The 23,387-nt window shown below is 55.3% G+C and carries 16 protein-coding genes; 1 reads left to right on the top strand and 15 read right to left on the bottom strand.

Annotated elements, in window-relative coordinates; translation table 11 throughout:
* Positions 1–80 precede the first annotated feature (80 nt).
* The 8 genes from ACH2ED_RS10440 to ACH2ED_RS10405 all read right to left on the bottom strand — a co-directional run bounded on the left by ACH2ED_RS10440 (position 81) and on the right by ACH2ED_RS10405 (position 9,718).
* Entirely contained in the window at positions 81–1,190 is a 1,110-nt protein-coding gene (locus ACH2ED_RS10440) for a cyclic GMP-AMP synthase DncV-like nucleotidyltransferase (RefSeq protein WP_395090796.1), read from the bottom strand.
* A gap of 65 nt (positions 1,191–1,255) precedes the next feature.
* Positions 1,256–2,614, bottom strand: a complete 1,359-nt coding sequence (locus ACH2ED_RS10435) for a S24 family peptidase (RefSeq protein WP_395090794.1) — start codon at positions 2,612–2,614, stop codon at positions 1,256–1,258.
* A 112-nt stretch (positions 2,615–2,726) separates the two neighbouring features.
* The gene (locus ACH2ED_RS10430; protein WP_395090792.1) at positions 2,727–3,173 is read right to left on the bottom strand and encodes a hypothetical protein; all 447 of its coding nucleotides are present in this window, start codon (positions 3,171–3,173) and stop codon (positions 2,727–2,729) included.
* Between the two features lie 247 nt (positions 3,174–3,420).
* Positions 3,421–4,305: an ATP-binding protein gene (locus ACH2ED_RS10425; RefSeq protein ID WP_395090791.1), complete on the bottom strand. Its 885-nt coding sequence runs from the start codon at positions 4,303–4,305 to the stop codon at positions 3,421–3,423.
* A 6-nt stretch (positions 4,306–4,311) separates the two neighbouring features.
* Entirely contained in the window at positions 4,312–6,372 is a 2,061-nt protein-coding gene (brxL, locus tag ACH2ED_RS10420) for a protease Lon-related BREX system protein BrxL (protein WP_395090789.1), read from the bottom strand.
* On the bottom strand, positions 6,362–9,019 hold the full coding sequence (pglZ, locus tag ACH2ED_RS10415; protein WP_395090788.1) for a BREX-1 system phosphatase PglZ type A: 2,658 nt from the start codon (positions 9,017–9,019) through the stop codon (positions 6,362–6,364). The genes brxL and pglZ overlap by 11 nt, the downstream gene beginning before the upstream one ends.
* On the bottom strand, positions 9,016–9,441 hold the full coding sequence (locus tag ACH2ED_RS10410) for a hypothetical protein (protein ID WP_395090787.1): 426 nt from the start codon (positions 9,439–9,441) through the stop codon (positions 9,016–9,018). The genes pglZ and ACH2ED_RS10410 overlap by 4 nt, the downstream gene beginning before the upstream one ends.
* 13 nt (positions 9,442–9,454) lie before the next feature.
* Positions 9,455–9,718, bottom strand: a complete 264-nt coding sequence (locus ACH2ED_RS10405) for a hypothetical protein (RefSeq protein WP_395090785.1) — start codon at positions 9,716–9,718, stop codon at positions 9,455–9,457.
* 190 nt (positions 9,719–9,908) lie between these two features.
* Here ACH2ED_RS10405 and ACH2ED_RS10400 point away from each other — a divergent pair, with 190 nt between their 5' ends.
* Positions 9,909–10,364 (top strand): hypothetical protein, encoded by a 456-nt coding sequence (locus ACH2ED_RS10400; protein WP_395090784.1) that lies wholly within the window; start codon positions 9,909–9,911, stop codon positions 10,362–10,364.
* A gap of 68 nt (positions 10,365–10,432) precedes the next feature.
* On the opposite strand, the gene pglX is transcribed toward ACH2ED_RS10400, so the two are convergent.
* The 7 genes from pglX to ACH2ED_RS10365 all read right to left on the bottom strand — a co-directional run bounded on the left by pglX (position 10,433) and on the right by ACH2ED_RS10365 (position 22,320).
* Positions 10,433–14,032 carry a BREX-1 system adenine-specific DNA-methyltransferase PglX gene (gene pglX / locus ACH2ED_RS10395; RefSeq protein ID WP_395090782.1) on the bottom strand — a complete coding sequence of 1,200 codons (3,600 nt, stop codon included), beginning with the start codon at positions 14,030–14,032 and terminating at the stop codon, positions 10,433–10,435.
* On the bottom strand, positions 14,029–17,634 hold the full coding sequence (gene brxC / locus ACH2ED_RS10390; RefSeq protein ID WP_395090780.1) for a BREX system P-loop protein BrxC: 3,606 nt from the start codon (positions 17,632–17,634) through the stop codon (positions 14,029–14,031). The genes pglX and brxC overlap by 4 nt, the downstream gene beginning before the upstream one ends.
* Before the next feature lie 15 nt (positions 17,635–17,649).
* On the bottom strand, positions 17,650–18,225 hold the full coding sequence (locus tag ACH2ED_RS10385) for a DUF1788 domain-containing protein (protein ID WP_395090778.1): 576 nt from the start codon (positions 18,223–18,225) through the stop codon (positions 17,650–17,652).
* A complete protein-coding gene (locus tag ACH2ED_RS10380; RefSeq protein ID WP_395090777.1) occupies positions 18,222–18,815 on the bottom strand; it encodes a DUF1819 family protein in 594 nt (197 codons plus the stop codon). The genes ACH2ED_RS10385 and ACH2ED_RS10380 overlap by 4 nt, the downstream gene beginning before the upstream one ends.
* A gap of 6 nt (positions 18,816–18,821) precedes the next feature.
* Entirely contained in the window at positions 18,822–19,661 is an 840-nt protein-coding gene (locus tag ACH2ED_RS10375) for a ParB/RepB/Spo0J family partition protein (RefSeq protein WP_395090775.1), read from the bottom strand.
* Complete coding sequence (locus ACH2ED_RS10370; RefSeq protein ID WP_395090774.1) at positions 19,649–20,428, bottom strand: ParA family protein; 780 nt, start codon at positions 20,426–20,428, stop codon at positions 19,649–19,651. Before ACH2ED_RS10370 ends, ACH2ED_RS10375 begins: the two co-directional genes overlap by 13 nt.
* A gap of 98 nt (positions 20,429–20,526) precedes the next feature.
* Positions 20,527–22,320, bottom strand: a complete 1,794-nt coding sequence (locus ACH2ED_RS10365) for a hypothetical protein (RefSeq protein ID WP_395090773.1) — start codon at positions 22,318–22,320, stop codon at positions 20,527–20,529.
* Positions 22,321–23,387: the final 1,067 nt, after the last annotated feature.

Here is a 23,387-nt window from a genome sequence, read left to right as displayed (position 1 = left end):
GTTGGCATGGTCAAAGGTCTTTCCTGTGTTCTGATAAGCTCTTGTATCGTCTTTGGCCATGCCATGCAAACTACCCCCAATTAGCGGAAACTAAAGTTCTGAAGGGTGTTGCTGTAGCGGGTGATCGCCTTGCTGGCCTCCCGAGCTCCGAACATCCGAACCAGATAGTTGCCGACATCCTGGAATCCCTCGTCAGTAAGAAGCTCCGCGAACTCGCGCTCCAAAGTATCGAGCCAATCAAAGAACACATCCGCTTTGTTGGGAGTATCGTCCCACTTGTCGGCAAAGTTCTCTGCTAGGTTGACAGGATTCTCTACCCACCACGTTCTGAATCGTCGATCTAGGTGTAACTGGGCACGCATTCGAGGGATGATGGTCTGAAGAGTTTCGAAGACCGTGGCCTCGTTTTCATACGCTTTGGCAGCGAGGGTCGTGATGATAATGGAAATCGGCTTGTCTTCGTCTCCAGCGTGGTTGATGTCGCGGTGGCGCTTAAGGAGCTGAATCGCCTGTTGGAGCGGAGTACGGACTTCATAGTCTTGGATCGCACTGACATTGGCCTTGAGTAAGATTGCACGAGCCTGCTTGGCCTTTTTCAGGGCGACCTGCATTTGGTGGTGGAACCATCGCACGTATCCCTCAGGGTTGCTTTTGGGCCAGTCATCTTGCTTGTGCCAGGTTGTGCAGTCTGTAATCAAAATCGCCGTCTCAGCGAGCCTCAGGGGCGTTCCGAGGTAGACACTTGCCAATTCAGGGTCGGGAATCGCGGGAAGGATGTCGAGGTGGAAACGCGTGCCTTGGGCATACTTTAGAGTCCAGCATCGACGCCCACCCGTGACCGGGTTGAGCATTTGTGCGTAGGTCGCATGTTGCTTCAAGCGATCTCCCACGAGAGACTTGAGCTGCTGCTGAGTGATATTCTTCGGCGTTTTCGTCAAGAGGCACACGGTATCTACATCGTATTCTTCTCCGTCTACGGGACGAATCGCCGTTCCGATGGCAAAAGAGCCTTGAGGGTGTATATTGGGATGATACTCATGGAGCGGCGAATCGTCCGCATCGAGCCATTTTCCAACCGCCATATAGCGGTCTTTTGCCTCTTGCTGACGTCCTTCGGGAACATTGATTTCCTCCGAAATTTGGACAAGAAGCTCATTGATATCGTCGGCTCTGGTAGGTGCAAAAATCATTATGCTAGCTTTCTTTAGCGAGGGCAGAGGTCGCTGGGGGAAGTGCCCCCAGCCATTGATGCGGGTTAGAGCTCGCGCTGGACACGTGTGACGCGGCCCTGGAGATGGACGGTTTCGTCGAGCGGGATCGGGGGATAATTCGGGTTGGAGGATTCCAGTCGGTCGCCCTGAAAGCGCTTGACGACGTTCCCACTACCGGGAATGTGAGCCACGACCAAGTCGCCCAGGTTGGCGTCGGTGATGATTTGGACGAAGACCAGATCCCCGTCGAAGATGCCGTCGCCAATCATGGAGTCCCCAGTGACGCGGGCCAAGAAGTCTGCCCCTTTGGGGGGTGGAACCACATCAAGATATTCGTCAGGGTCCCCCTCAGCACTCTCCCCGATCCCCGCTGCGACTGCACCGAGCACGGGCAGGGTAATGCGAAGTGAGGGTACGAGGTCGTAGGGACTGGGGCGTGGACTAAAGTCCCGTGGAGCTGTGACACACCAGAGGCGGCCATGACGTCTTTGCTCGATCTGTCCGGGGTAGGATTCTGCTCGCGCTTCCAGACCTGCCGTTGCATGGGCAGAGACAGCGTCCGCATGCGCCAACACAACAGCTTCTGGAGTCATGGGCTCTTTGGCAGCTCCGTACTCAGGGCGCTCGTGGTGAGAGAGGATCAAGTGCCCAAGGTGATGACGAAGCGAGAGCGGAAGCTCAGCCGCTTTCGCCAGAACCAGTGCCATTCCTCCGGTGATGTGGCCAATGAGTATCCCAAATTCGGTATAGTCGCCCGCCCGGAGGTCGTGGCGCATCTCGCGGATCTTACCCACATCGTGGAGAAGTGCTGCGGCAACTAGAAGATCTCGGTCCAGTGCAGGAAGAATGTCGCAGATGCGATCACAGATGAGAGCAACTTCAAGGCTGTGTCTGAGGAGGCCCCCGCGCTCAGCGTGGTGCATTACCTTGGCGGCAGTAGCGACCTCGAACTGAGCACGGAATTCTGGCGTAAACACACGCTCCTGGAGAAGACGTAAATGTGGATCTGCGATGCTCTCCATCAGGCGAGTGAAGCGCTGACACAGAGCACGATGATCTGCGGGAAGGGGCGGTAGCAGCTCGTCAGAGGTCCACTCCGCAGGGTCTAGAACCTCCACTCGGGAAAGGTTAATATCCCCTTTGTAGTTACCGGTGGCATTGACAATCCCCTCCACCTGAACGATAACCGCGGAGTGCAATGCTTGAGTCAGATCAGGGCCAGCGCCAAAGAGCGCCGCTTTACAAGTGCCACTCCCATCCGAGAGTGTGAGTGTAAGTGGGGCGCGCTCGTTGGAGCTTTGACTAACAGCACGCAGGGCATAGACCCCTTTTACTCCCTGCCCCAGAGTGAGTGCTTTGAGATACGTGTGTTTTGCATGGCACGTAGGATGTTCAATTTTCAATCTAATACAGTCCTTTCATTTCTGTTTTTGATTACACTTTTTACAGTGAAAACGTTTCACTAAAAGAAGCCGATGTGCGCTCGGCCATCGGCTCTTACAGATCAGGCGTGACCTAGTACACGGGGGTGAAGACCTTCTGTCGCCCACCGCCTTCAATCGTCTCCGCATCCACTTGGGCAACCACTCCCAACGCTTCCAGTCGGGTGAGTCGGTTACTGCTGGCAGCGATAGTCAGCTTGCTCTCACCCCCTATCTGCTCAATCAACTCGCGAGCAGTTAGTCGCCCCTCGCGCACCGCGATGTTGTAGGTATCACTGAGCTCTGTACTCAACTCTCCCAACAGTGTGGGAAGGTCTTCCCCAGTACGCGTCACGACCAATACTATTTCTCGCTGCTCACACAAAGACTGGAGATTCGCCTCCAGCTCTTCACCAACATTTTCTAAAACAAGATAGCGCTCTGGGTATTCTTTTGCTGTTCGACGGCGGGCGATCCGGCCCAGAGACTCATCTCCAAAGGAGATATCCATCACCCGTACATGCTGACAATCAATCGGCATTACACTGCGACGCGGTAGTTCTTCCAATCGGTGCTCAAGATAAGGTAAGAACCTTTTCCCCTCAGGTCGGCCAATCAAAATCAACCGAGTCGTTGCTCCCTCTTGTAGAGGCTGGCCATCAGCAAGAATCAGTTCCCCATGCAGTAGGAGGGAGCTTCTTCGTTGCAATAACGACGTTTTCTTTAGCATTATCGCGTTCACTTTTATGAGTGTATCCGATGCTTAGAATAATGTCAAGCACTCGAGCCTAATTTGTTGCGGGTGGTAGGGACACACTAATCAGAGTTCCTGGAACAGGTACTTCTTCGGAAGAGAACACTTCTTCAAGTGTGCCCTCATGGGTCATACGATGCCTCATGCTCCCTTGACCAGAGCGAATATAAAGCGCCCCTCGATACTGGGACAATTTGGTAACAACTGCTGGAAGTCCCAACCCCCGGTCGCCATCGACAACACCACTAACTCCCTTTGTTAAGGCCTGCCGTATCACCGTTTCATCATCCCAATCAGTAGCATTAGCATTAGAGCGTGAGAGACTAGTGCGTAAACCACAACCATCATCAGCAAGACTAATTACTAATCTCTTTGGCTCCATGCGAATCAACTCTGCTGCAAATACTCCTATAGCATCATCTCCAGCATGATCTAATACATTCATACAGGCTTCAGAAACCACAGTGGATAGATGACCAATATCATTTTTGGTATAATTTAGATTTTTAAAGCAAAAATCTAAATCGTCCAAAACACCATTAATGATAGACCTGACATCTTTATTCGATTTTAATAACTTCAAAGAAATTATCCAGTGCTTATTAACAAATGGATGAACATAAATTTGCTTTTTAATAGAATTATAAATATCTTCTTCTTTTAGAACATCAAAAAATCTCCACATCTTTAATTTGTATAACACAGCGTTATCGTCTGAAGGCGCAATTATACTGATTTTCACTTTTTCTTTTTTTAGACTCAATAAGACTATAACTAACCAAGATATGCACTCTATAGATATTCCAGTTACAAATCTTAAATCAAGTGTTAATTTCGACTTAGAACTAGATTTATTAAACGTTTGAATTATGTTGTCTACGGCCTGGATATCCAAGTGCCCATTGACCTGGATATTCATGGTTTTCTACTCGACTCCCAGTGCCTTAAAGACACTGTCCGTAGGATCGGCGTAGAAGCTTATCTGGAACTTGGCAAAAAGCTCCCCTGGCACAGTTGCAATGTCAGAAACGCTGGCCATGGGGATGAGAATGCGCTTGGCTCCGCCATCCAGTGCTCCCTGAAGGGATTCCGCCAAATTGTCAACCGGAATGATGCTTCCCCCCAAGCTCATGTCTCCCAAGACTACCTGCTGAGCCTGTAGAGGCTTTCCTAGAACCGCCGAGGCAAAGGCGATGAAGCTCGCGAGGGTCATGGCACGGGTGGCCCCTGTGTTGCTTAGCTCGACAACATGGAGATGGAAGTCATGCTCACCGGCATGCGCTGAGCCGCTTACCCGCGAGATATTTGCCTTGAAATAGTCGAAAGCCACCCGAACCGCTTCTTTGGCAGCGGAATTTGAGCCCAGGCCGGAGGTGGAGAGCTTGCCATTGCCTGCTGTGACCTGGGTTTCAAGGCGATAGAGGCCCCGGTGACCGCTACTGCCAAGCGCGATGGTATGCAGCACGCCCGGAGCCAATGCTCCCTCAGGTATGAGCTTGTCACCGCCCTGCTCACGGACACTGATGAAGCGCTCCTCACGTGACTCGCTATCTAGGTAGCTGAAGTGAACATCAAAAAACTCCATGCCCCCGATCTTTTTAAGCTGTTCTTTGACCCGTCGGCGCGTTTCCAGCGCGTACTCCAGGCAACGTCGCACGGCTTCTTTGTCATAAGCACCATGGGGATAGAGTAGCTTGAGCAGGCCGGAGACTGTTCGGCGTACCGCGATGGTATCCCGCTGATTCAGGTCACGGCCCAGGCGGAAGTAGCGATCTATGGCGTCACTGAAGCTGCGCTTGCGCATCTCTCGCAGGTACTCGGCAAGGTAGTCTACGATCAGGCCGTAGCGATTCGTGAAGAACTCAGGCCGCATCTTTGGGATCTCCCAGCCAGGGATGTAGCAGTGAAATCGGTCAAAGAATGCGGAGTCAATCATCGCGGCGGGAAAGGGCGCGAGAAGGTGGCTCGTCTTGACGAGAATGTCCACAGACTGGTTGATGTTGCCCACGAACACCATGGAGGCATCGGCGCTGATGGAATCCCGGCCCCGTGCAAATGAGCCCGATGCCATAAAGTCCTTCATGATCTGCACGCCGTCCTTGTCCTGGAACGAAATGCCCGCGACTTCATCAAAGGCAACCACGTCCCAGAGGCCGACGAGTCCCACTGCACGCCGACTCATGTTGTAGAAGAGGTTCGCCACGGTGGTCTGACCACCCGAGACCAAGATGCTGTTGGGGCTGATTTCTTTGTAGAGGTGGCTCTTACCCGTGCCGCGTGGCCCCAGCTCGCAGAGGTTGAAGTTATTCTCGACAAAGGGAATCATGCGGGCCAGCAAGTGCCACTTCGTGCGCTCAGGCAGGTTGGCTGGCTCCATTCCCGTGGAGCGGATTAAGACATCGAGCCACTGCTCTTCGGTGAAGTGCTTGCGTCCCTCAAACAGCTCCTCCATGTCCATGTTGGGCATCTGAATGGGCTTGAGTTCCTGGATGATAAAGGGGGAGCCCTTCTGCCCTTCCTCAAAGAAGTAAAGAACCGTGACGATGGACCAGATGCCGCCAGCTAGTAGCTTCTCGTTGGAGCGCACGATGCCATCCGGGATCTCGCTGGTGATCCCCAGGTTCGAGAGCTGCGCCTCGTAGACATCGCGCTTCTCGTTGAGGCGGACGCTGACCTTATCAATCACCCGGTAGCTGCTGCGCTCGCGGATCTTTGACTTGACCTTCTCCGCTTCATCGGGCCGGACATAGTTCTCCGCGAGGATGCGCTTGACGGTCTGGAGTCCCTCCTGGATCACTTCCTCGTCGTCGGAGGCGCAGTACATCCCGAGCAGGTACTCCAGCACGTAGACCGGGACATTGGCCCCTTCCTTGACGAGCTTGGTCAGGTCTTTGCGCACCACCCGCCCCGCAAAGTGCCGGTTTAGCAGAATATCCAGATCGCTTGTTTCTAATGTGTCCAGATTGCTTGTTTCTTCAGAAGTCATTTTCAAAGGCCTGGTCTATCGTAACATCTACCCGCTGGTACTCGATGCTGTCTTCAACACCGCGCAGGATCAGGTGGTAAGGCTTCTTGCGATCATAGCTCTGGGATTTCAGCGTGAGGAGGACACTCTTGATTCGCTCTGGCATCTCACTGGAGGTGCTGTCAAAGGTGAGGGTTTCGACGTTCGTGATAGCCCTCGCACCATCGTAGAGCGCCACAGAGAGCGTCACTGGCTTAATGCGCTCGGTCACTGCCTCGGTTTGGATGAGCTGGATGCGGTGGCGATTAGTGGTGACTTTGATGTTGTTGCCCAGAACATGCACCGCCACAGGCCGCGTCTTTGTCGTTGCCGCAGCAGCCCCCTCTAGCTCGCGAACAGTTATCACGGGAACGACGATTTCTTGGAGCATGGCTCCTCCATGAACAAAGCGAGCGCCACCCGTGAAGTGGAAGCGACTGGTTCCCTTGGGTAGCCAGAATTCCATTCCTGTGGCTCCTGAGGTTGCCTCCGTCTCCCCATGGTAGACATGATCTTGTGGGGATAGTCCGGTTCCAATGAGGTAGCGCTTCTTGGCGATCACCATGCCGGTGGGACGGTCGCCAAGCTGGCTTTTATCGGTGAGTGTCAAGGCTGAGCTCTGGTAGAGAAAGCCATGATCCGCAGTGACAATAACATAGCTCCCGTTCAGGCCGTTGATGACATGGCGCACCAGGTTTGCCAGCTCCTCGATTGCTCGCGCTACGGCGCTGAAGGTCTCTTCCTCGGTTGAGGCACTATCGCCAATGGCATCTACGGTGTTGTGGTAGAGGTAGACAACCCGGTGGTCACGAATGGCTGCGCGGCCTTCATCTTTCTTCATTGCAAGAATCTCATCGGAGCTAATGGCAACCCCACCCACTCCCGCAAGGATTTTTTTGCGATTCTCAATCCCGACCGTGGTTTTGCCATCGGCCAGAACGTCACCCTTGCTGTTGTACTCCAGCGTGCTGTGTGGCAGAAGAGATGCCATGCCAAGTGCAGTGTACGAGGGAAGCACACCTAGTTGACTCGATAGCTCGGCGCGGAAGCGGAAGCGCCCATTGAGTTCGGCGGCGAGCTCGCGTGCTGCCTCGTAGCGGAAGGCGTCGCTGACGATCACAAAGACGCGCTTGACCTCCCCCTTATCCAGAATGGGCTTGACGCGGCGCTCATAGAAGCGGTTCTGATTGTCAACCTCATCAAGGGTCCAGCCCTCTTTGAGAAGCGTCTCCAGGCAGGCTCCCCAGGCTACGCTGAGCGGCGTAAGGAAACCTTGCAGGTAGCGGCTCTCCACACTATCTTCGAGCGGCTTGAGAATGTCCCAACCTGCGGCTTGGGCGAGCTGGGCCGCTGCGCAGAAGTGTCGGTAGAGCTGGTCGAAGCGGTAAAGATCCCTCTCGTAGGCACGGTAGAACTCACGTGCTGTCGCGAAGGAGAACCCATTGGCATACCGCGTGAGAAGCTCCTGAAGCTCCGTGGCTGCCATAAGGGCGGTGTAGAGAGCATGAAAGGCGCGACGTGGAATTTCTGCTGTCTCAGGGAGGTTTGGTGAGGCCCAGTGCCCGTTCTGTCGCCGTGCGGCCAGATCCTCAATGCCCTTTGTGCCTTGCTGCAGGGCATGGACAATACGGTCACGCAGCTCGCTGGCAATGCGCTTCTCTAGTGTGAGGAAGGTATAGACACGCGCCAGTGCGGAGGCGGTCAGCTCTCCAAGGTGGTCACTCAGGCTCAGAGACTCCGCAACTCGTTCAGAGAGGTGGTCGTAGCTATTGCCTCGGCTCGCGCTGTCGCGCCACTGATTGAGGAAGACAACCACATTGGCGCGGGTGCCTTCTGGGAGAACATGGTGGGCCAGTGCCGCGGGCAGAGTGCCGCTGAGCGACTGGGAGAAGTCAGTCACCAGCAGGCGTATGAGCAGGTTTCGTAGACGCGGCGGCTCTCCCGAGTAGCCGAAGGTCTGCTGCACCATCTCCCAGAATGGCACATCCAGGCCGTAGCGGGTGATCTCTTCCCACTGGGTCGGTACGGCGCTCAGGCCATCGGGCTGGCTGGCTAGATCGTGGAAGAGTGCGGAGACAAGCGCGAACGGCTCGGCTTGGTCGGCGCGTGTCAGCACTGCGAGCATCTTCCGGTCTAGCAAGGTAGCATCGTCTGTGGACTGCACCAGGCGGCCCAGGCGTGCGAGCCGATCCTTGCTGGCGAGAAATTTATTGCGCTTCCTCAAATGCTCTCGCAGGCTTTGGTTCTGCCCCAGCCCTAGCTCGGCAAGCTGCATGGAAGCACGATCCGCCCGGAAGATGCCGCTGTAGAGCCGGATATCGAGCAGCCAGTCTTCTTCGGGGGCAGGCTCGGCGAAGGGTGCGTAGATTAGGTAGCGCCCTACCTTGTCATTGCGTTCCAGACGGATCTTGACGGCCAGCGCGGGAGTCTGATCGAGGCGCAGGAGGGTTACGCCATCAAGCGACAGCGTACCAACGGCCTCGGTGAATTCCTCGTCGGGGTCGTTCCAGAAGACGATTCGGTGGCGCTCGTTCTCGAATTGGTAGCGCAAGCCCTGGAGAACCCGTGGGGTATCCGCATCCGCGCCCGTGAACAGAGGTAGTACCCCTGACGTCTCACTGGCACTCATGCCACGTCCTCGTTGTCATCTTCGTCTTGTTCAGGGCGTGGTTCTTCCCAGAGCGGTCGTGCGGCGGCATGATAAACGGAGAGAAAGCGGAGCGTGTCGGGTGCACCGTCGCGATCTTGATCCACGATGTCGTAGTAGAGCCGCCAGAGGCCCGCGCTACTGCGCCGCTTGCGTGTCTTGCCGGTCTGGAGCAGGTGCATGAAGACGGGCCGTGAGTAGTAGATCGAGGCTAGCTCATCGGTTTGCAATGGGATTTTTTGCTGGATGTCTGCGGCAACTTGTCGGCAGAGGACTTGAAGTGCATCCTCCATCGCCTCGACAAAGCGCTGTGCACTTTCCTCAGAGTAGCCTTGCAGCCAAGTGACGGCATCGTTGATTCGCTCTTCAGCGGTATCGGTAACCAGGAGACGAAGGGCGGTCATGCGTACGGAAGCATCATCCCTTCTGCTTCTCGCTAGGCAAGCCCACCCGTGCACGGAGTCGCTGGAAAACAACGTCGCCCTCGGCCATGCGCCCGGCATCGGCGTCGGCGAGGCCCCGCCCGATAGACAGTAGTTCCTCGGCGGAGACGGGCGCACTCGCGGGGTCGGTCGTGGCGGGATAGGCGGCCTGAATCAGGGCCTTGATGCGCTCAATGGCTTCCGGGCTGCTGTAGATTCGTGCCCCGACTTCATCGGGGATTTCAATGGTAAGTGTCATGGCGTTTTCCTGACGCTATAATACCGCTTCAGGATAATGTTTATAATGGCTTACGCAAGACCGGTAAATAGCGCTGAAACCTGAGGAGCTTTGCGGCTTTTGGCGATCTAGTCAAACCAGACCGACTCCCTGTGCCAAGGCTAGCCTCTGCCGCTCAAAACACCAAATAGTCGAAAAAGGAAAAATTTTAATGAGTAACGATACCGAAGTTGCCGAAGTCGATGAAGAAGAGTCCAATGAAGAGGACGATCCTAGTCATGAAAACTTCGTCCACTGCCCCATCTGCAATGAAAAATGTTATTGGGATTCTTCGGATTGCGAACATCTCATGTTCACTACGTTTGAAAATGAGATTGGATACTGTTGCAATCAAGAAATATCCGATCTCATCATAAATGCTCAGAGTGAAATAAACAGTGTAAGCGAGTATGGAAAAGAACTTTATGAGATGATGGATGACCTCTCGGAATACTTCCAATCAGAAATTATTGAGGGTTTTATGGTTGGGATTCCATGCTATTTTTCTGACAGGAAAGACTTGCCAGAAATTATCACGAACTATAAAGAGCAGACTATTCAAGAATTAGAAGAAGAGAACGAAGAATACGATGACTCAGAGGAAGAAACTGAAGAAGAGAAAGAATGAGGAGTCTTAGCCTCTTCTCCTGAGGGCATTCAGGATAACCGGAATGCCCTCAAGAAAAAAGGATAAGTTTACTCCTCCGCGCCGCCGGTGATGGCTTTGACATCGGCGAGAAGCTCGCCGAACTTGCCGTAGTTGACCTTCACGCCGTCGTCGAGGTCCAAGGTGATGCGCTGATCGGCGGTGTTGCGGAGCACTTCGTCGAAGCGGCGTAGCTCGTCTTGCTGCTTGAGGAGCTTGTCGAACTCTTTCTGGAGCTTGTTGCGGCTGGCGGTGGAGCTGGCAGCGGGAATGTCGGCGCGGAGCTGGTCAATCCGGGCGGCGATGCGGCTCTGGAGGGGGATGACGTACTCCATGCGCATGCGGGCAAGCGTCCCGGCGTTGTAGCGGTGGAGGTAGACGAGCGCCTGGAACGCGCGCTCCTTGCCGCTGGTGAAGAGCCAGTAGATCGGGCGCTTTTTGTAGGTCTGGCAGTGGTCTTTGTAGAAGCCGGTGTGCAGGTAGCGCCGGATGGTGTCGAGCGGGGTCTCGCCGGTCTTGGGGCCGAGGCTGTCGGCGAGGAACTTGAGGTTGCCTTCGGCGGAGGAGTGGGGCCAGACGACTTTCACGAACTCGGCGATGCGGCTGGCGGTGTCGCTCTCGCCGAACCAGTCGGTATCGGTGAGGGGCAGGATACCGTCGTCGTCCGCCGGGAAGCGCGTGTAGCGCGTGGGATCGAAGCTCTCGCCGCCGCTGTGGGCGTAGATCAGGCCGGGCGCGTCGAGGCTGTAGCGGCCCATCATGCAGCCGAGGGCGTAGGAGACAAGGCGGCGCATGTCGGCGTCGCGGTCGGGCCTCGCGAGGGTGATCTGCTCGTCGGGAACGTCGGGCGTGAGCTCGTCCTGGAGGCCGTAGGCATCAATAAAGAGCCGGTTGTTCTCTTCTTCCAGCTCCTTCATCCGAGCGCGTTGGGCGAGGCAGTGGGATTCCCAGACGGCGAAGGCTTCGGAAAGAGTTGGGGAGTCGTTGAGAAGCGAGAGTTGCTGGAAATCCCAGGAGGTTTCAAAGCAATTCCAATCGTTGCATGCTATTTTGATGCATTCTTCAACTATCGTATCCGCACCACTTGCGATATCGACAAAGGGTAGCACCGCGATATTACCAGGTTGTAAGTTCATCGTTGGATTTACAATGTTGAGCATCTCTGCGGCAACTGGGGAATTTAAAAAACCAAAAACCGTATTAAAGTTGTCGTCTTTTTTTACTGGGCATAGACCTGATGCGTCATCAAAAAGAAAACCCTTTGGTGAGTAACGAAAACTCTGTCCTGAAGAAGTAATTTTAGTCCATACTATCGCTTTTTTAAATATATACTCTAAATTATGATTTGTTGACCCGACCTTATAACCTTCATCCTTCATCCCCAGTAATTCTTTTCCATCGAGTTCCCAGTTAACCACTGAGTCTTGGTTTCCATACCACTTCCGAAAGCTGCCTCCCTTTTGATAAGGGAACCATTTCTTCAGGGATATCAAGGACTCTGATCGGCTATTCACATTAAAACCAATTCTACCTAGAGATAATTCTTGCCAAAACCTAATAAATCGTGAGTTCTCAGCAGTGACCATGCCTTTTCTAGGATCGGAAATACTGTCCAGATTTACTCCTGCATTGAATGCTAATATTTTACTTTTACTAATCCAATATGCTATTGGCAATCCAGGTATTTTCTTAAAATCATCAGGACTAATGACAAAAAACCAATCACAGTTATTATTTTTGATAGCCTCCAAAGTTTTGGGGGCTTGATTTTCCACTCCCCTAAAGTCTGAAAGCCGAATATAGGAACCAATCATATTATTAAGATGGATGTTCTGCACTGTAAACGTGCAAATAGGAACTGTCGCTCCATCAAATCCTGAATACTCAAGTTGAATCAGTGTTGAGAGAAATGCTTCATCTATCAATTTCAAACGCAAGTTCTCATAAGAAGAAATAAACATCCATACAAACGGCGACATGAAGCCTAAAGCACCATTTGGTTTGGCGAACTTCAGATCGCGAATGATGAACGCCGAGAACAGGTCTTTCTCAAAGCCCAAGTAGTTCCGCTGAACGTACATCTTCAGCGCCGGGTTGAGAAATTTGTTACCCATGTACGGCGGATTCGCGACGACTGCATCGAACTGCTGCCCCAGAATCTCCGCCTGTGCCACCAGCGGCTCTAGGTCGTTCACAGCACTCTGCGCCAGCAGGTTCCCTTTCAGATTCGCCTCCAACAACGCCCGCAGCGACGGCAACTTCCTCGCCAGCGCGTCCGGCACGGTCAGCAACGAGCCGATGGTCTTGGCGTCCACGAACAAGTCCAGAAGCGCCTGGAGATCGTCTTTCAAACCGACCTTCTTCGGCTCGTCCAGCATCAACGTCGGCTGGCGGCGCGTCTCGGGGAACAGCTCCCCGCTGGGCACCAACTCAACACGCCCCGACGGCGCGAGGGCGTCGGCGAGGTCTTGGGCGTTCAGGCCCGCACTGCTCTGGAGCGCACGGACATTCAGCGGCGGGGTTTCCTCGCCCTCGAACAAGCGGCGGTCGTCGGCGCGAGCTTTCATCAGGAGCGCGAAGCCCGCCATCTGCGCCGCGCGGTCGTCAATGTCCAGGCCGTGGAGGTTCTTGGTCAGGATGAGCTGCGGAATCTCGCGCAGACGGTAGCCGCGCTCTAAGTAAATCTCCTTGAAGAGATCGTATGCTTCCACCAGGATATGCCCCGAGCCGCACGCCGGGTCGATCAGGGTCAGCGCCTCCGGGTCGAGCGACTTCGGCGTGATCGCATCGAGCTGGCTTTGCACCTCCGGGGTCTGCTCGGCGGGTTCGATGTAGTACGCCATCTTCCCCTTGAGCGGCGAGCCGGGGTAGGTCGCCACCCACTGCCGCCCCAGGCTGTTCTGCACCATGTACTTGACGATCCAGTTGGGCGTAAAGAGCTGGGTCGCGGCGGGAATGTCCTCGGACTTCACCACCTTCCCTATCACCTGGTCCTTCTTCTCGCTGATGTAGAACTGATAGAGCCACCCGATTATCTCGATCTCCTGCCAGTCGTCCTCCGGGATCTCGCTCACCATCGCCCGAATCACCGAGTCCGGGGCCAGCAGGTTATCGGGGAGCAAAAGCTCGGTCGCATCGTCAATCGGCTCGAAGAGAAACGGCATCGCCTTGTGGAGCGCATGGCACTGCGCCAGGAGAAGCTGCTTGTACAGCTCACCGTCTTTCGTGCCATCCAGCTTCAGCTCCAGCACCTTCGCCTTGTCCAGCCCTGGCAGCTCCACACCCGCCGCCTGCTCCAGAATCTCCGGCTCCGCCTTGCCCTGCGGATGGCTCAGCACACGGAAGCCGTGGTCTAAGTAGCCGTGCAGCTCCATGTAGCGAATCGCCATGAAGCGGTTGAACCAGGTGTAGGCCGCCGCCTCGATCGCCACCGTGTAGCCATCCCGCGCGATCTTCCTCTCTAACGCACGGCGCTGCTGTGCAATCGCGCGTGGGAACGGCTGCCCCCCGATCAGGACAAAGTCACCGCTTTCCACCATCGGCTCGACCTTCAGAGGCTCCAGCCCCACCTTGCGGGCGCGGTCGGTGACGGCAGTCAGAAACGCGGTTCGGGCCCTGGGGGCATAGGACTTCAGCTTGGCACGGTTCATCGGATACGAATCCTTGTCTTCTCAGCAAGAGCAGCAAACAGCTCCTTGGTGAGGGCATCAATAAACTCCTGGACGTCCGATTCAGTCTCCAGGTACGGCTTCTTCATCAGCTCCATCGGCGCAATGATCTTGCTCGGGCGCACCGCAGGCGGCGGGGAGGGAGGCTCTTTCACTAGGTTTGTGGGTGTTGCAACGGGCGAGGGCGTAGGCGCACTCTGCGCCTTCTCCAGAAGCTCCACTGCGGCGTCCGCACGCTCGGTTGCTTCACTCAAGAAGAGCTGGAGGTTCCCCACTCCCGACTCGGTCTTAGCACGCTCCCGCAGGAGCTGAAGCGGACGAAGGCACTGGTTACTCACCGCATCCGATGCCCCCGTGCGTGTCGCCTCACGCTCCACCTGACCGATCAGCGCATCCACCTTCTCCAGCACCCGCGCCCGCCGCTGCTCGACAAGCTGGGCGTTCACGTCCTCAACTTGCGCGATCAGCGGCTCGACATCCTTCAGCCGATTGTAGGGTGCCGCCAGCTTCGTAATCGCCTCCAGCTCCGAAAGTGCCGCCGCCGCCGCCGTGTCCTTCTCTAGCTCAAAGCGGTTGGGAGCAAAGCGCACCAGCGCCACCTGAAGCCCCTCCCAGACCGGCTTCTGCTGCTCAAAGAAGTGCTTGAGGTCGTGGTAGTCGTCCCCTAGATCCATCAGGTCATTCTTGGCCGTCAGAAACGCCTCCAGAAAATGGAAGCTCTCGCGAACCGCCAGCAGCTTTCGTGTGAGCGCAAGCCCACTTGTCAGCGCCGCGCCGCCCGGATACTTTCCCCCACTCGCAATGGTCTGGAAGCGCCGCAAATCCGAATCCCAAGCGGTGAGTTTGCCTCGGAGAAACTCCGCCAGGGGCTCCTCCGCCTCTGGCCCCATCTCCGAGAAGACATCCATCCCCAAGCGACGGGCTTTCTCAATCGCTGCCGCGTCCACCCGCTGCCGCCGAACCAGAGTCACGGCGCTCCAGCGCTGCGGCTTGGTCAGCGGCTCAAAGGCTTTCTCAACGGGCACCGTTGCACCATCCGCAATCAGGGAGATTTCCCCCAGCGCCAGTAGACGTGCCACCAGCAAGATCACCTCATACTCCGGCCAGCCATAAGGACGCTTCCCATAGCGCTCCACCAGCGCCCGTAGCACCACCGGCTGATTGATCTGCGCATTGAGCTGAATAAACGCCCGTACATCGTCCAAGGCAGCCTGGTTGGCATTGTCCGACGCCAAGCCCAGCTCCTGCTGCCCCACGCTATCCGCCGTGAGCACGGAGCGCGTCTCCAAGCGGCAGTCATCCGGCGAGTTCTTCAGCGCCTTCAAGTAGGCCAGCTTAGTAAACGTATTGCGAATTAGATATGTAAGCTGCTCACTCAAGATCACCGTTGCCGAGCTACCCGAAGCACTCCGCGACTGTCCATTGACAAAGAACTCCGCCTCCAGCAAAAGCTCATCGAGCAGCTTCGTCAGGCGCTCCTCTCGCACCCGGTTCTCATCTGCCCGGTCTCGAAGAATCCGTTTTGTCGTGGCAGGCAGCGTGTCATCGTTCTTGCGCTTGATGTACTTCTCGGTCTTCAAGAAGAGCCGAAGCTCCTCGCCCAGCATCCGGTTATCCTTGAGCTTGATGAGCAGCTTGCCCCCCTCCGTGCTGGACTCCAAAATGCACCGCGCCTCACCGTAGAGTTCGTATTCATCCGCGAGCGGCGTAACTACAGAAACCTCAAGCTCATTGGCGGAGAGAATCTGCCCAACAGGATGCCGATCACAGTAGCGGTTGAAGCCAAAGTCTTTCTTGTTGTCTGGGAAGCGGTGCTTGTTGGTTCCCCGAAGCGAGCCTTCAAAAAGTAGCTCGCCTAGCTTACGGGCCTGCTCCCCCCCATTGAGTTCAACATCCTTGATCTCCTGGCTGATGTCGCGCTCCTCGTTGGTGAGGAAGAAGTAGTTCTCTCCATTGCGGCTGATGAGTGTTTCTTGCTCCAAGCGCCCCAAACTGTCCTCAATTTTGCGCTTCAAGCCCAAGCGATCCGCATCAATCTCATCAATGCAGAGCGTCACCAGGTTATCAATATTGGCCCGGAACTCTTCGATATAGCGTACCAGAAAGAGCACCCGGAGAATTTCGCGGTCGAAGTCGTTTAGCCCCCGCCCTTCTGTCTGATCAATGGTTCGCTTTACGGCAGTATCCAGAAAGCTCTCAATTGCCGGATAGAAGCGATACAGCGGTGCCAGTGCGCCTATGGACTGGAGTGCAAGATTCTTCCCTGCTAGTTGGAAGGCATCCAGCATCGAACGCTCGCCTCGACTGAGGTGCAACCCTGTCGCGCCATGTTTGCGAATCTGCTCAAAGATCTTCTGCACAAGAGGGAACTGGTAGGGAACAAACGGATAGTTCTTGCTGAAGACCACCGCATCGCCCAGATGAGGAAAAGTCATTCCTAGATTCGTAAAGCTGAGCTGGCTTCGGAGAATATCACCCTTACTTGCAAAGACACGGGTCAGCTCCGCCGTCGCCGCATCGGTCTTACTCAGCAAGCGGGTCTGGATCACCTCGTCCGTATTGGCGCTGGACAACGAGAGCCGCGTCCGGAAGCGCCCTTGAATCTTAGAGAAGTCATTGGCCTGTGTTGCCCGAACCTCTCCAAGGATCGCCTCAATATTCTCCTGGGAAGTGACAACCACCCAGGCACGCCCTCCACAAAATGTCCCTAGATTCTCGACGATGGTTTGAAGGCTTAGCATCAGGTGAGTATCATTCCCGATAAACTGTCCTACCTCATCCACAAAGAACACAATTCGATGTTGTGTACCACGGGTGTCTAGGTAATCCCTTACCCAGCGTGCGAAGTTCTCAGGAGTCAGTGGGAAGTTTTTTTCCGCGTTCCGTAGCCACTCTCGGCTTGCCTCTGGGGACTGCCATGTTGCTTCGGCAAAAGCCATCTCAACTTCATCCAAATTGAACTCAAAGGCATCACGCTCATCGTCCCAGAGGGCTCCCGTTGCAGCCTGGTAGGCTGCCTTGAACTGATCTAGACGCTTTTTCTCTAGGAGGAAGCGCTCCATGTGAGCGATGTGTGGATGGTCTCCACTAAAGCCCAACATCTCATTGAAGACACGTAAGAAGACATTGAGAATCGCCGCGCGGCCATCGTTCGGGTTTGCCTTACTGTCAATGTTAAAGAGCACAACATCTGTGTCGTTGCTTACTGCCTTCTGAATATCCGCAAAGAGCATCGGATCTGAAATCTTTTCCCGGAAAAACTCTACTGCGCGTCGCTTCTGTCCTCCTTGTTCTACCTCGCGGTTCTGGATCAGGTAGGAGAGAATCTTGATAAAGTGAGACTTACCCGAGCCAAAGAATCCGGACACCCAGATGCCAATCTGCCCCGCCAGCTCAGGATCAGCCCCACGACGAACCGAGGCGAGATAAGCCTCAAAAAACCGACGGAAGTGTCCATCAAGCTCCTTGGTGACAACATACTCATCAAGCTCTTGCCAGATGGAGCTGTCATCAAGCTGGTCTGCTTTCACCACACCGTTAATTGAGCGGGCGATATCGCGTTGAAAGAGATCTTTTATCAACATGTCTTCAGTAAATTCTTAAGGAACAAGCCGGAAAGCTCGGTAGTAGTGCCCATCGTTCAAGCGATCAAAGAGGCGCAGGGACTGTCCGTCGTAGCGCCCCGGAAAGAACATCACCAATGGTACCTGGCGCATGACTGCTTGAAGATTATTCAGCAAGCTATGAGAGCGGAGCATGGGATAGGCTCCTCCAATTCCGGAAAGGAGTACCAAATCCTGAGATTGTGGCTGTACCACTTCATTGAACACCGTGGCTAGCTTCGGCCCCGTTAAGGGCCCTGCAAGCGCAGAGCGAAGGGCGGCATCCCCCTTCGCTTGTTGCATTTGAATGGCTTTTTCAAGCAGTTTTCTATCGGCAAGGTGGTCAATGATGAGATCAAAGAGATCCACATGACGCACCTTCAGGTTGGGCCGCCGTTTGGCAATATCAGGAACAAGGGTCGTCACACGTTCACGAACGAGTAGCTCCTCCTCAGGTGGATACTCGAAAATGTAAAAGGCGAGCTCATTGCCAAGGCCCTTCCCCTCCAGAAAGTCCTCCTCAAGCAACCGCCCCAAGACCTGATTTAGACGAGCATGCAATGCCTGACTCATGCGGCTACCCACAAGCAACGCAGGACGTACTCTTCGCCATGTTCATCTAGATAACGGCATAGCTCAGGAGTCAGGGTGACGCGCTCAATGCGCAATGTCTTGGTATCGGAAATGTAGCCCGCCTCCGCGAGAATTCGCATCAGGTTCTGTCTCAGCTTATCCAGCACTGCCGGTGTCCACGTAGAAGCCACGGGATCGGGCATCAGGTAGTCTTGGACAAACTGGCTCCAAACAACGGGAGAGAGTTGCGATTTGAACTGCCGTAGCTGCTCGCGAACGGCAATGTCGAGAAAGTCACCGATCAGGGGGTTGTGCTTGATCGCCGCAGCCAGTGACGCTTGAGTCGCAACAGTCGGTGAACCATCCCGCACCAGCAGCCAGAGCGGCTCTGACATGGTCTGAAGCCGCCGAGCAATCATCTCTGCCGTTGTGCTAGCAGAGCTAGGGCTCCGCTTCTGGAGAACGTTGTCCTCCAGTATCGCTTTTCGCCAGGCAGCTCCCTCGACACCATCAAGCAAGAGCCCCGCAACGATTCGGCTCTCACTGACCTTCAAGGAGCCTTTGGTCAGGCTCGCGCTATATCGTCCCATTGTCGTTTACAGCCGCTCTTTCTCCGCCGCCAAAGCCAGCTCCAACGCCTCAACGATATCCTCTTGCGATGCTTTAGCACGATCTTCAAAATGAACCGTGACCGTGACCCCCTCCAGATGGATCGGATAGCGGAAGGTCATGGTGCGGGTTGTGGTTGTCCCCTCCCCAGTCGCTTTACGAGCCGCACGCGCCTTCTTGACAGTGAGTTCCCCCTTGCGAGCCTGCTCCCACAAAACAGCCTGCTCTGCCTCAGGGCGACGCGCTATCTCCAGCAAGAGTGACTTGCTAATCCGCCCCTTTGATTCTTGATTCGCCTGCTCAAAACCATCCCGAACTTCTGAGGGTAGCGACAGAAGCCGCAAGGTCTCAGAGACGCTTTCTTGGGACCGGCCCAAGCGCTTGGCGATGGCTTCCTGTGTGAGGCCGAACTGGTCGGCCAGGGCCTGGTACGCACGGGCCTCCTCGAAAGGGGTTAGGTCCTTACGGTGCAAATTCTCAATAATCTGGAGCTGGAGCCGGTCGTGCTCCTCGACAGTGCGCACTATCGCGGGGATCTTCTCTAGACCTGCCAACCTCGACGCACTGAAGCGCCGCTCCCCCGCCAAGATGCGGTAGCGATCTTCTCCCACCACCGAGACGATGATAGGCTGTACCACCCCTAACTCGCGTATAGAGGCGGATAGCTCGCTGAGGTCCCCAAGCTCCTTACGGGGCTGTTCTGGGTCGGGCTCTATCTGGTCAAGGCGCAGCTCAGTCAGGACATCCCGACGTGTGGTTAGGTCAAGCCCTGCCGGTGCAGCGGGCTTCTGGGCGTGTAGTGCTAGCTTTTCACTCAGGCGGGCCATAGCTCAACTAGCTCCTTCACTAAAGCCCGATAGTCCTGCGCTCCCCGGTTGCCCGATGACTTTTGGAGGACGACCGCCATAATCTCGTCTTCGTCCTCATTCATCTGGCTCTTCTCCACTGCCTCCGTCTCGCGTATCTGCGTTTGGAGAATCCGATCTGAGAGCGGAGCAAGGATATTCCAGGCGGCGGCCTGGCGCTCTTTGCCATAGCCCTTGACCATGGTGAGCAGGATGCGCCAGTCATACTCCGCTGGCCCCTGCTTGACCTTGGCGATAGTGTTGAGAAGCGCGTTGAGGCCATCCAGCGAGTACATCGAGAGCCGGGTAGGAATAAGCACTTTGTCGGCAGCAACGATGGAGTTGATCGAGAGCACCCCCAGGTTGGGGCCACTATCCAGAATCACGTAGTCAAATTGATCCTTAACCACATCCAGTGCTTTCTGGAGCTTGACCTCTCGGAAGATGACACTGTAGAGGCTCTCCACTGCTGTTGCCAGATGGATACTCGCAGGGATGAGCTTGAGTTTTGGCTCAATGGTATCCACAAGGATATCCTCGACCTTGCCATCGTAGAACAGGCTCGCCACCGTGTGCTCAGCCATTACCTCATCACTGTCGATGCGTAGTGCTAGCGTAGAGTGTGCCTGCGGGTCAAGGTCGATCAGAAGCACCCGCCAGCCTAATGCCGCCAAACCTACCGCTAGATTGACGGAGGTCGTGGTCTTAGCCACTCCCCCCTTCTGATTCACAACCGCAATGGTTACCATATGCTCTCTCTCAAACTCTTTCGTCTCACCTGGTGCTTTGAAGCACCGGGGCATAGAATATCGGACGTCCGATTTTAAGTCTAGCCCCTTTTCGCACTTTATCGGATATCCGATAACTTCTCCGGGTTGAGCTGCTCATCCCACTCCCAGAAAGCCAGGACTCCCTCGACGCGCTGATCCTTGTCCTTGCGCTCTTTCAAGAAGGCGCGGAAGCGCTCAAAGCGCGACTCCTCGCTTTCAAAGCGCTCGATGACCCGGAGCGAGGCGGAGGCTCCTGCCAGCGGCCCACTGTCCAATCGCTCGCGCTGGCGACGCTCCTCTTCCAGAAACGCCTCAAAATCCGCTGTGGGTGTCGCATCCAGCTCTGCAAGTCGCTGACGCAGGTACTCGTGGAACTTGCTCAGGAAGCGGCGCTGGTGACCCTCACGGCTCTTTTGCATCAGGGCCTGACGACGTTGCTGCTCATTGGCATCGAACTCGGCAACGGCTCTTCCCTCGTACTGCGCGATGCCGCCGTAGTTCTGGATCTCAAAACTGGTCTTGCGAGCCTCGCGGTAGGCGAAGAGTACCAGGTACTCCGCCTTCTCCACTCCAAGGCGCTGGACATGATCACGGGCGAGCTCTCGCTCCCGAGCCGTAGGCCGAGCCGTATCACCGCTCTGAAAGAAAATCTGGTGAAAGTAGCGAACCTGCGTAAGACTCGCCTCGTGAATGGGGTCTGTGAGCTTCTGTGCGCCACGCTGAGGCGATTTAGGCGCTTCTGAGGCCATTGACGCGGGTGCAGACTCTACAGGCGAACTCTGAGGCATTTTGGCGATCTCAGCCTTCGTAGGCTTTCCTCCCCTCCCCTTCGCCTTAGTGGGATCAGGCGGAGCGTTGACAATGCGAGTCACCACGGGCGGCGGCAAGACAGGCGGCTCGGGCTGCTCCACGTCTTGCCCGGACTCCGCAGCCTTCTTCTTCCGGCTGTTTATCGCGGCGCGGGTCTTGGTGACCACGATCTTGAAATCCGACTTGTCTACCGTCTGCTCCAGGGTGACGTAGAGTACCCCAGTAGGCACGGGCACCCCATCTAGCTCGCGCAGGGCGGGCTCCAGAATCTGTGCACGCTTGGAGCGGTACCGATAGGTCGAGCCATCAATGCCTAAATCCTCGAACAGCTCGCGGGTGCGGCGCTCAAAGCGGGTCTTGTCGGCCATGATGAGGTCGAGGTAGGTGTAGAGAATCTGCGCCACTTCGCTCTGAAAGGTCAGAATGGTATCCAGGTAAACAGGGCGCGTGAAGCCCGCTAGCAAGTTGGCTAGAATCCGATCATTGAACTCAAAGTAAGAGGTCTCCCCCACTGTTGCCTCTCCCCGAACGCGCCGGGCCAAGTGCAGCTCCGAGAGAATGTTAAAAGTGTCGATCCGCTCTACGGTTTCCTGGCTGCCACTGTCATAGTAAGAGTGCTCCCAGACAAAGGGCGTGAAGCGCAGACGCATCAGGGAATCGGTGATGGCTTTGTTGACCTTGCTGCCCCAGCTCTTCTTGAGAACGCGGGCGAGCTGCTGACGTGAAAAATGAATGCGCCCCTTGGGTTTGCCGAGATCCTCCCAGAGCTTGAAGAGCCCGTAGCAGGTTTTCTGGTCCTCGGTAGTGAGAGTTCCATGGTTGCTGTAGCCCACCTCGACCCGCGCAGCAACAATGCTGCCATCAGGAAGGCGAATCTCTCGGTGGAGGATGCGGGCACGCTCTTGATGCCGAGAGTTGGATGCTTCCCAGAGGGGCCACTTCTCCAGGTTGAGGTCGGGACGCACGACCACTTTGACAGCGGGTTCGTCCCCAAGCTCCAGATCCAGCATCGGCTGAATCGGACGGGTTGCTATTTTCGTGTCCTGGTTTTCGTGTTCCATCGTTTTCGCGTTTCGCCTGCACCTAGCCTCTCAGAGGATAGGAACATAGAAAATACACACACACAACCCCCCGCTAGCGTCCCCGCCCATGTGGGTTCGTCTCGCGCACGCGTGTTGTGTGTAAAAGAGTATCTAAAGAAGTATCTAAGAATAGTATTCAGCTAGCGAAAGGGGGCCTAACTCCCTCACAAAACAGCCCTTTTTCGGCCTGTCATTTCCCGCGAGTACCCCAAAGGCTTCCCGCCACTACCCCAGAACCTTCCCGCGAGTACCCCAGTTTCTTCCCGCCACTACCCCAGAACTTCCTGCGAGTACCCCACCCTTTTTCACCCCCAAAGGCCCTCATTCCTGCCCAGCTTAATGCTCTTTTTGCCTTGCCGAAGGATCGATCCTTCGGTGAGGGGCCATTTTACCTGGCAAGAGTGCCTACCCTTAACCCGCTCGGCTGAAAATGCTGGCTATCGGACGTCCGATAGGGCTTCCCGCGAGTACCCATGGGTACTCGAAATGGGGGCACGTCACACAAATCCTGTTCTATGACTTCCCGCCACTACCCCAGATTTGTGGCAAAAGCCCTGTTTCAGGAGTGAGAGAAGGGGAGTCAAAGTGGATATCCTGAGTGCCTCACAGCTACCGGACGTCCGATAAATGCCGCTTCAAAGCCGGTTTTGAGAGCATGGATGAGCACCTGAAAGGGGGAATCCGATGATTTCGTAGAGGGAAAAGGTGAGATTTCCCGCCACTACCCCAGAATCAGGAAAATCGGATGTCCGATAGACTATTCATTCACCGTAGAAGATTCGCGGCCCTTATCGGTATAGACTCTCGCGTACGAAAATGCACTTGCGAAAGAGAGTGGGGTTATCGCGGGAAGAGAAGATTTGTCAGACATAAGACATGACATGAAGGATCTGTTTCCGGAGAGGCGAGAACATTGGAGTATCAGATAAAATGAAGTGTCGCTAGTTGTGAATCGCATACGGGTACATTCCCCGGAGCTTGCTCCGTGACCGCTTGGGATACGTGGGCATCTCTTAGGATGCCCACTTCTTCTGTGGCTTCGGCTC

Origin of the sequence: Armatimonas sp., from assembly GCF_043757465.1 — a bacterium.
Taxonomy (GTDB): domain Bacteria; phylum Armatimonadota; class Armatimonadia; order Armatimonadales; family Armatimonadaceae; genus Armatimonas.
The sequence above is the reverse complement of the archived record's forward strand: the minus strand, read 5'-3'. Positions and strand labels throughout refer to the sequence as shown.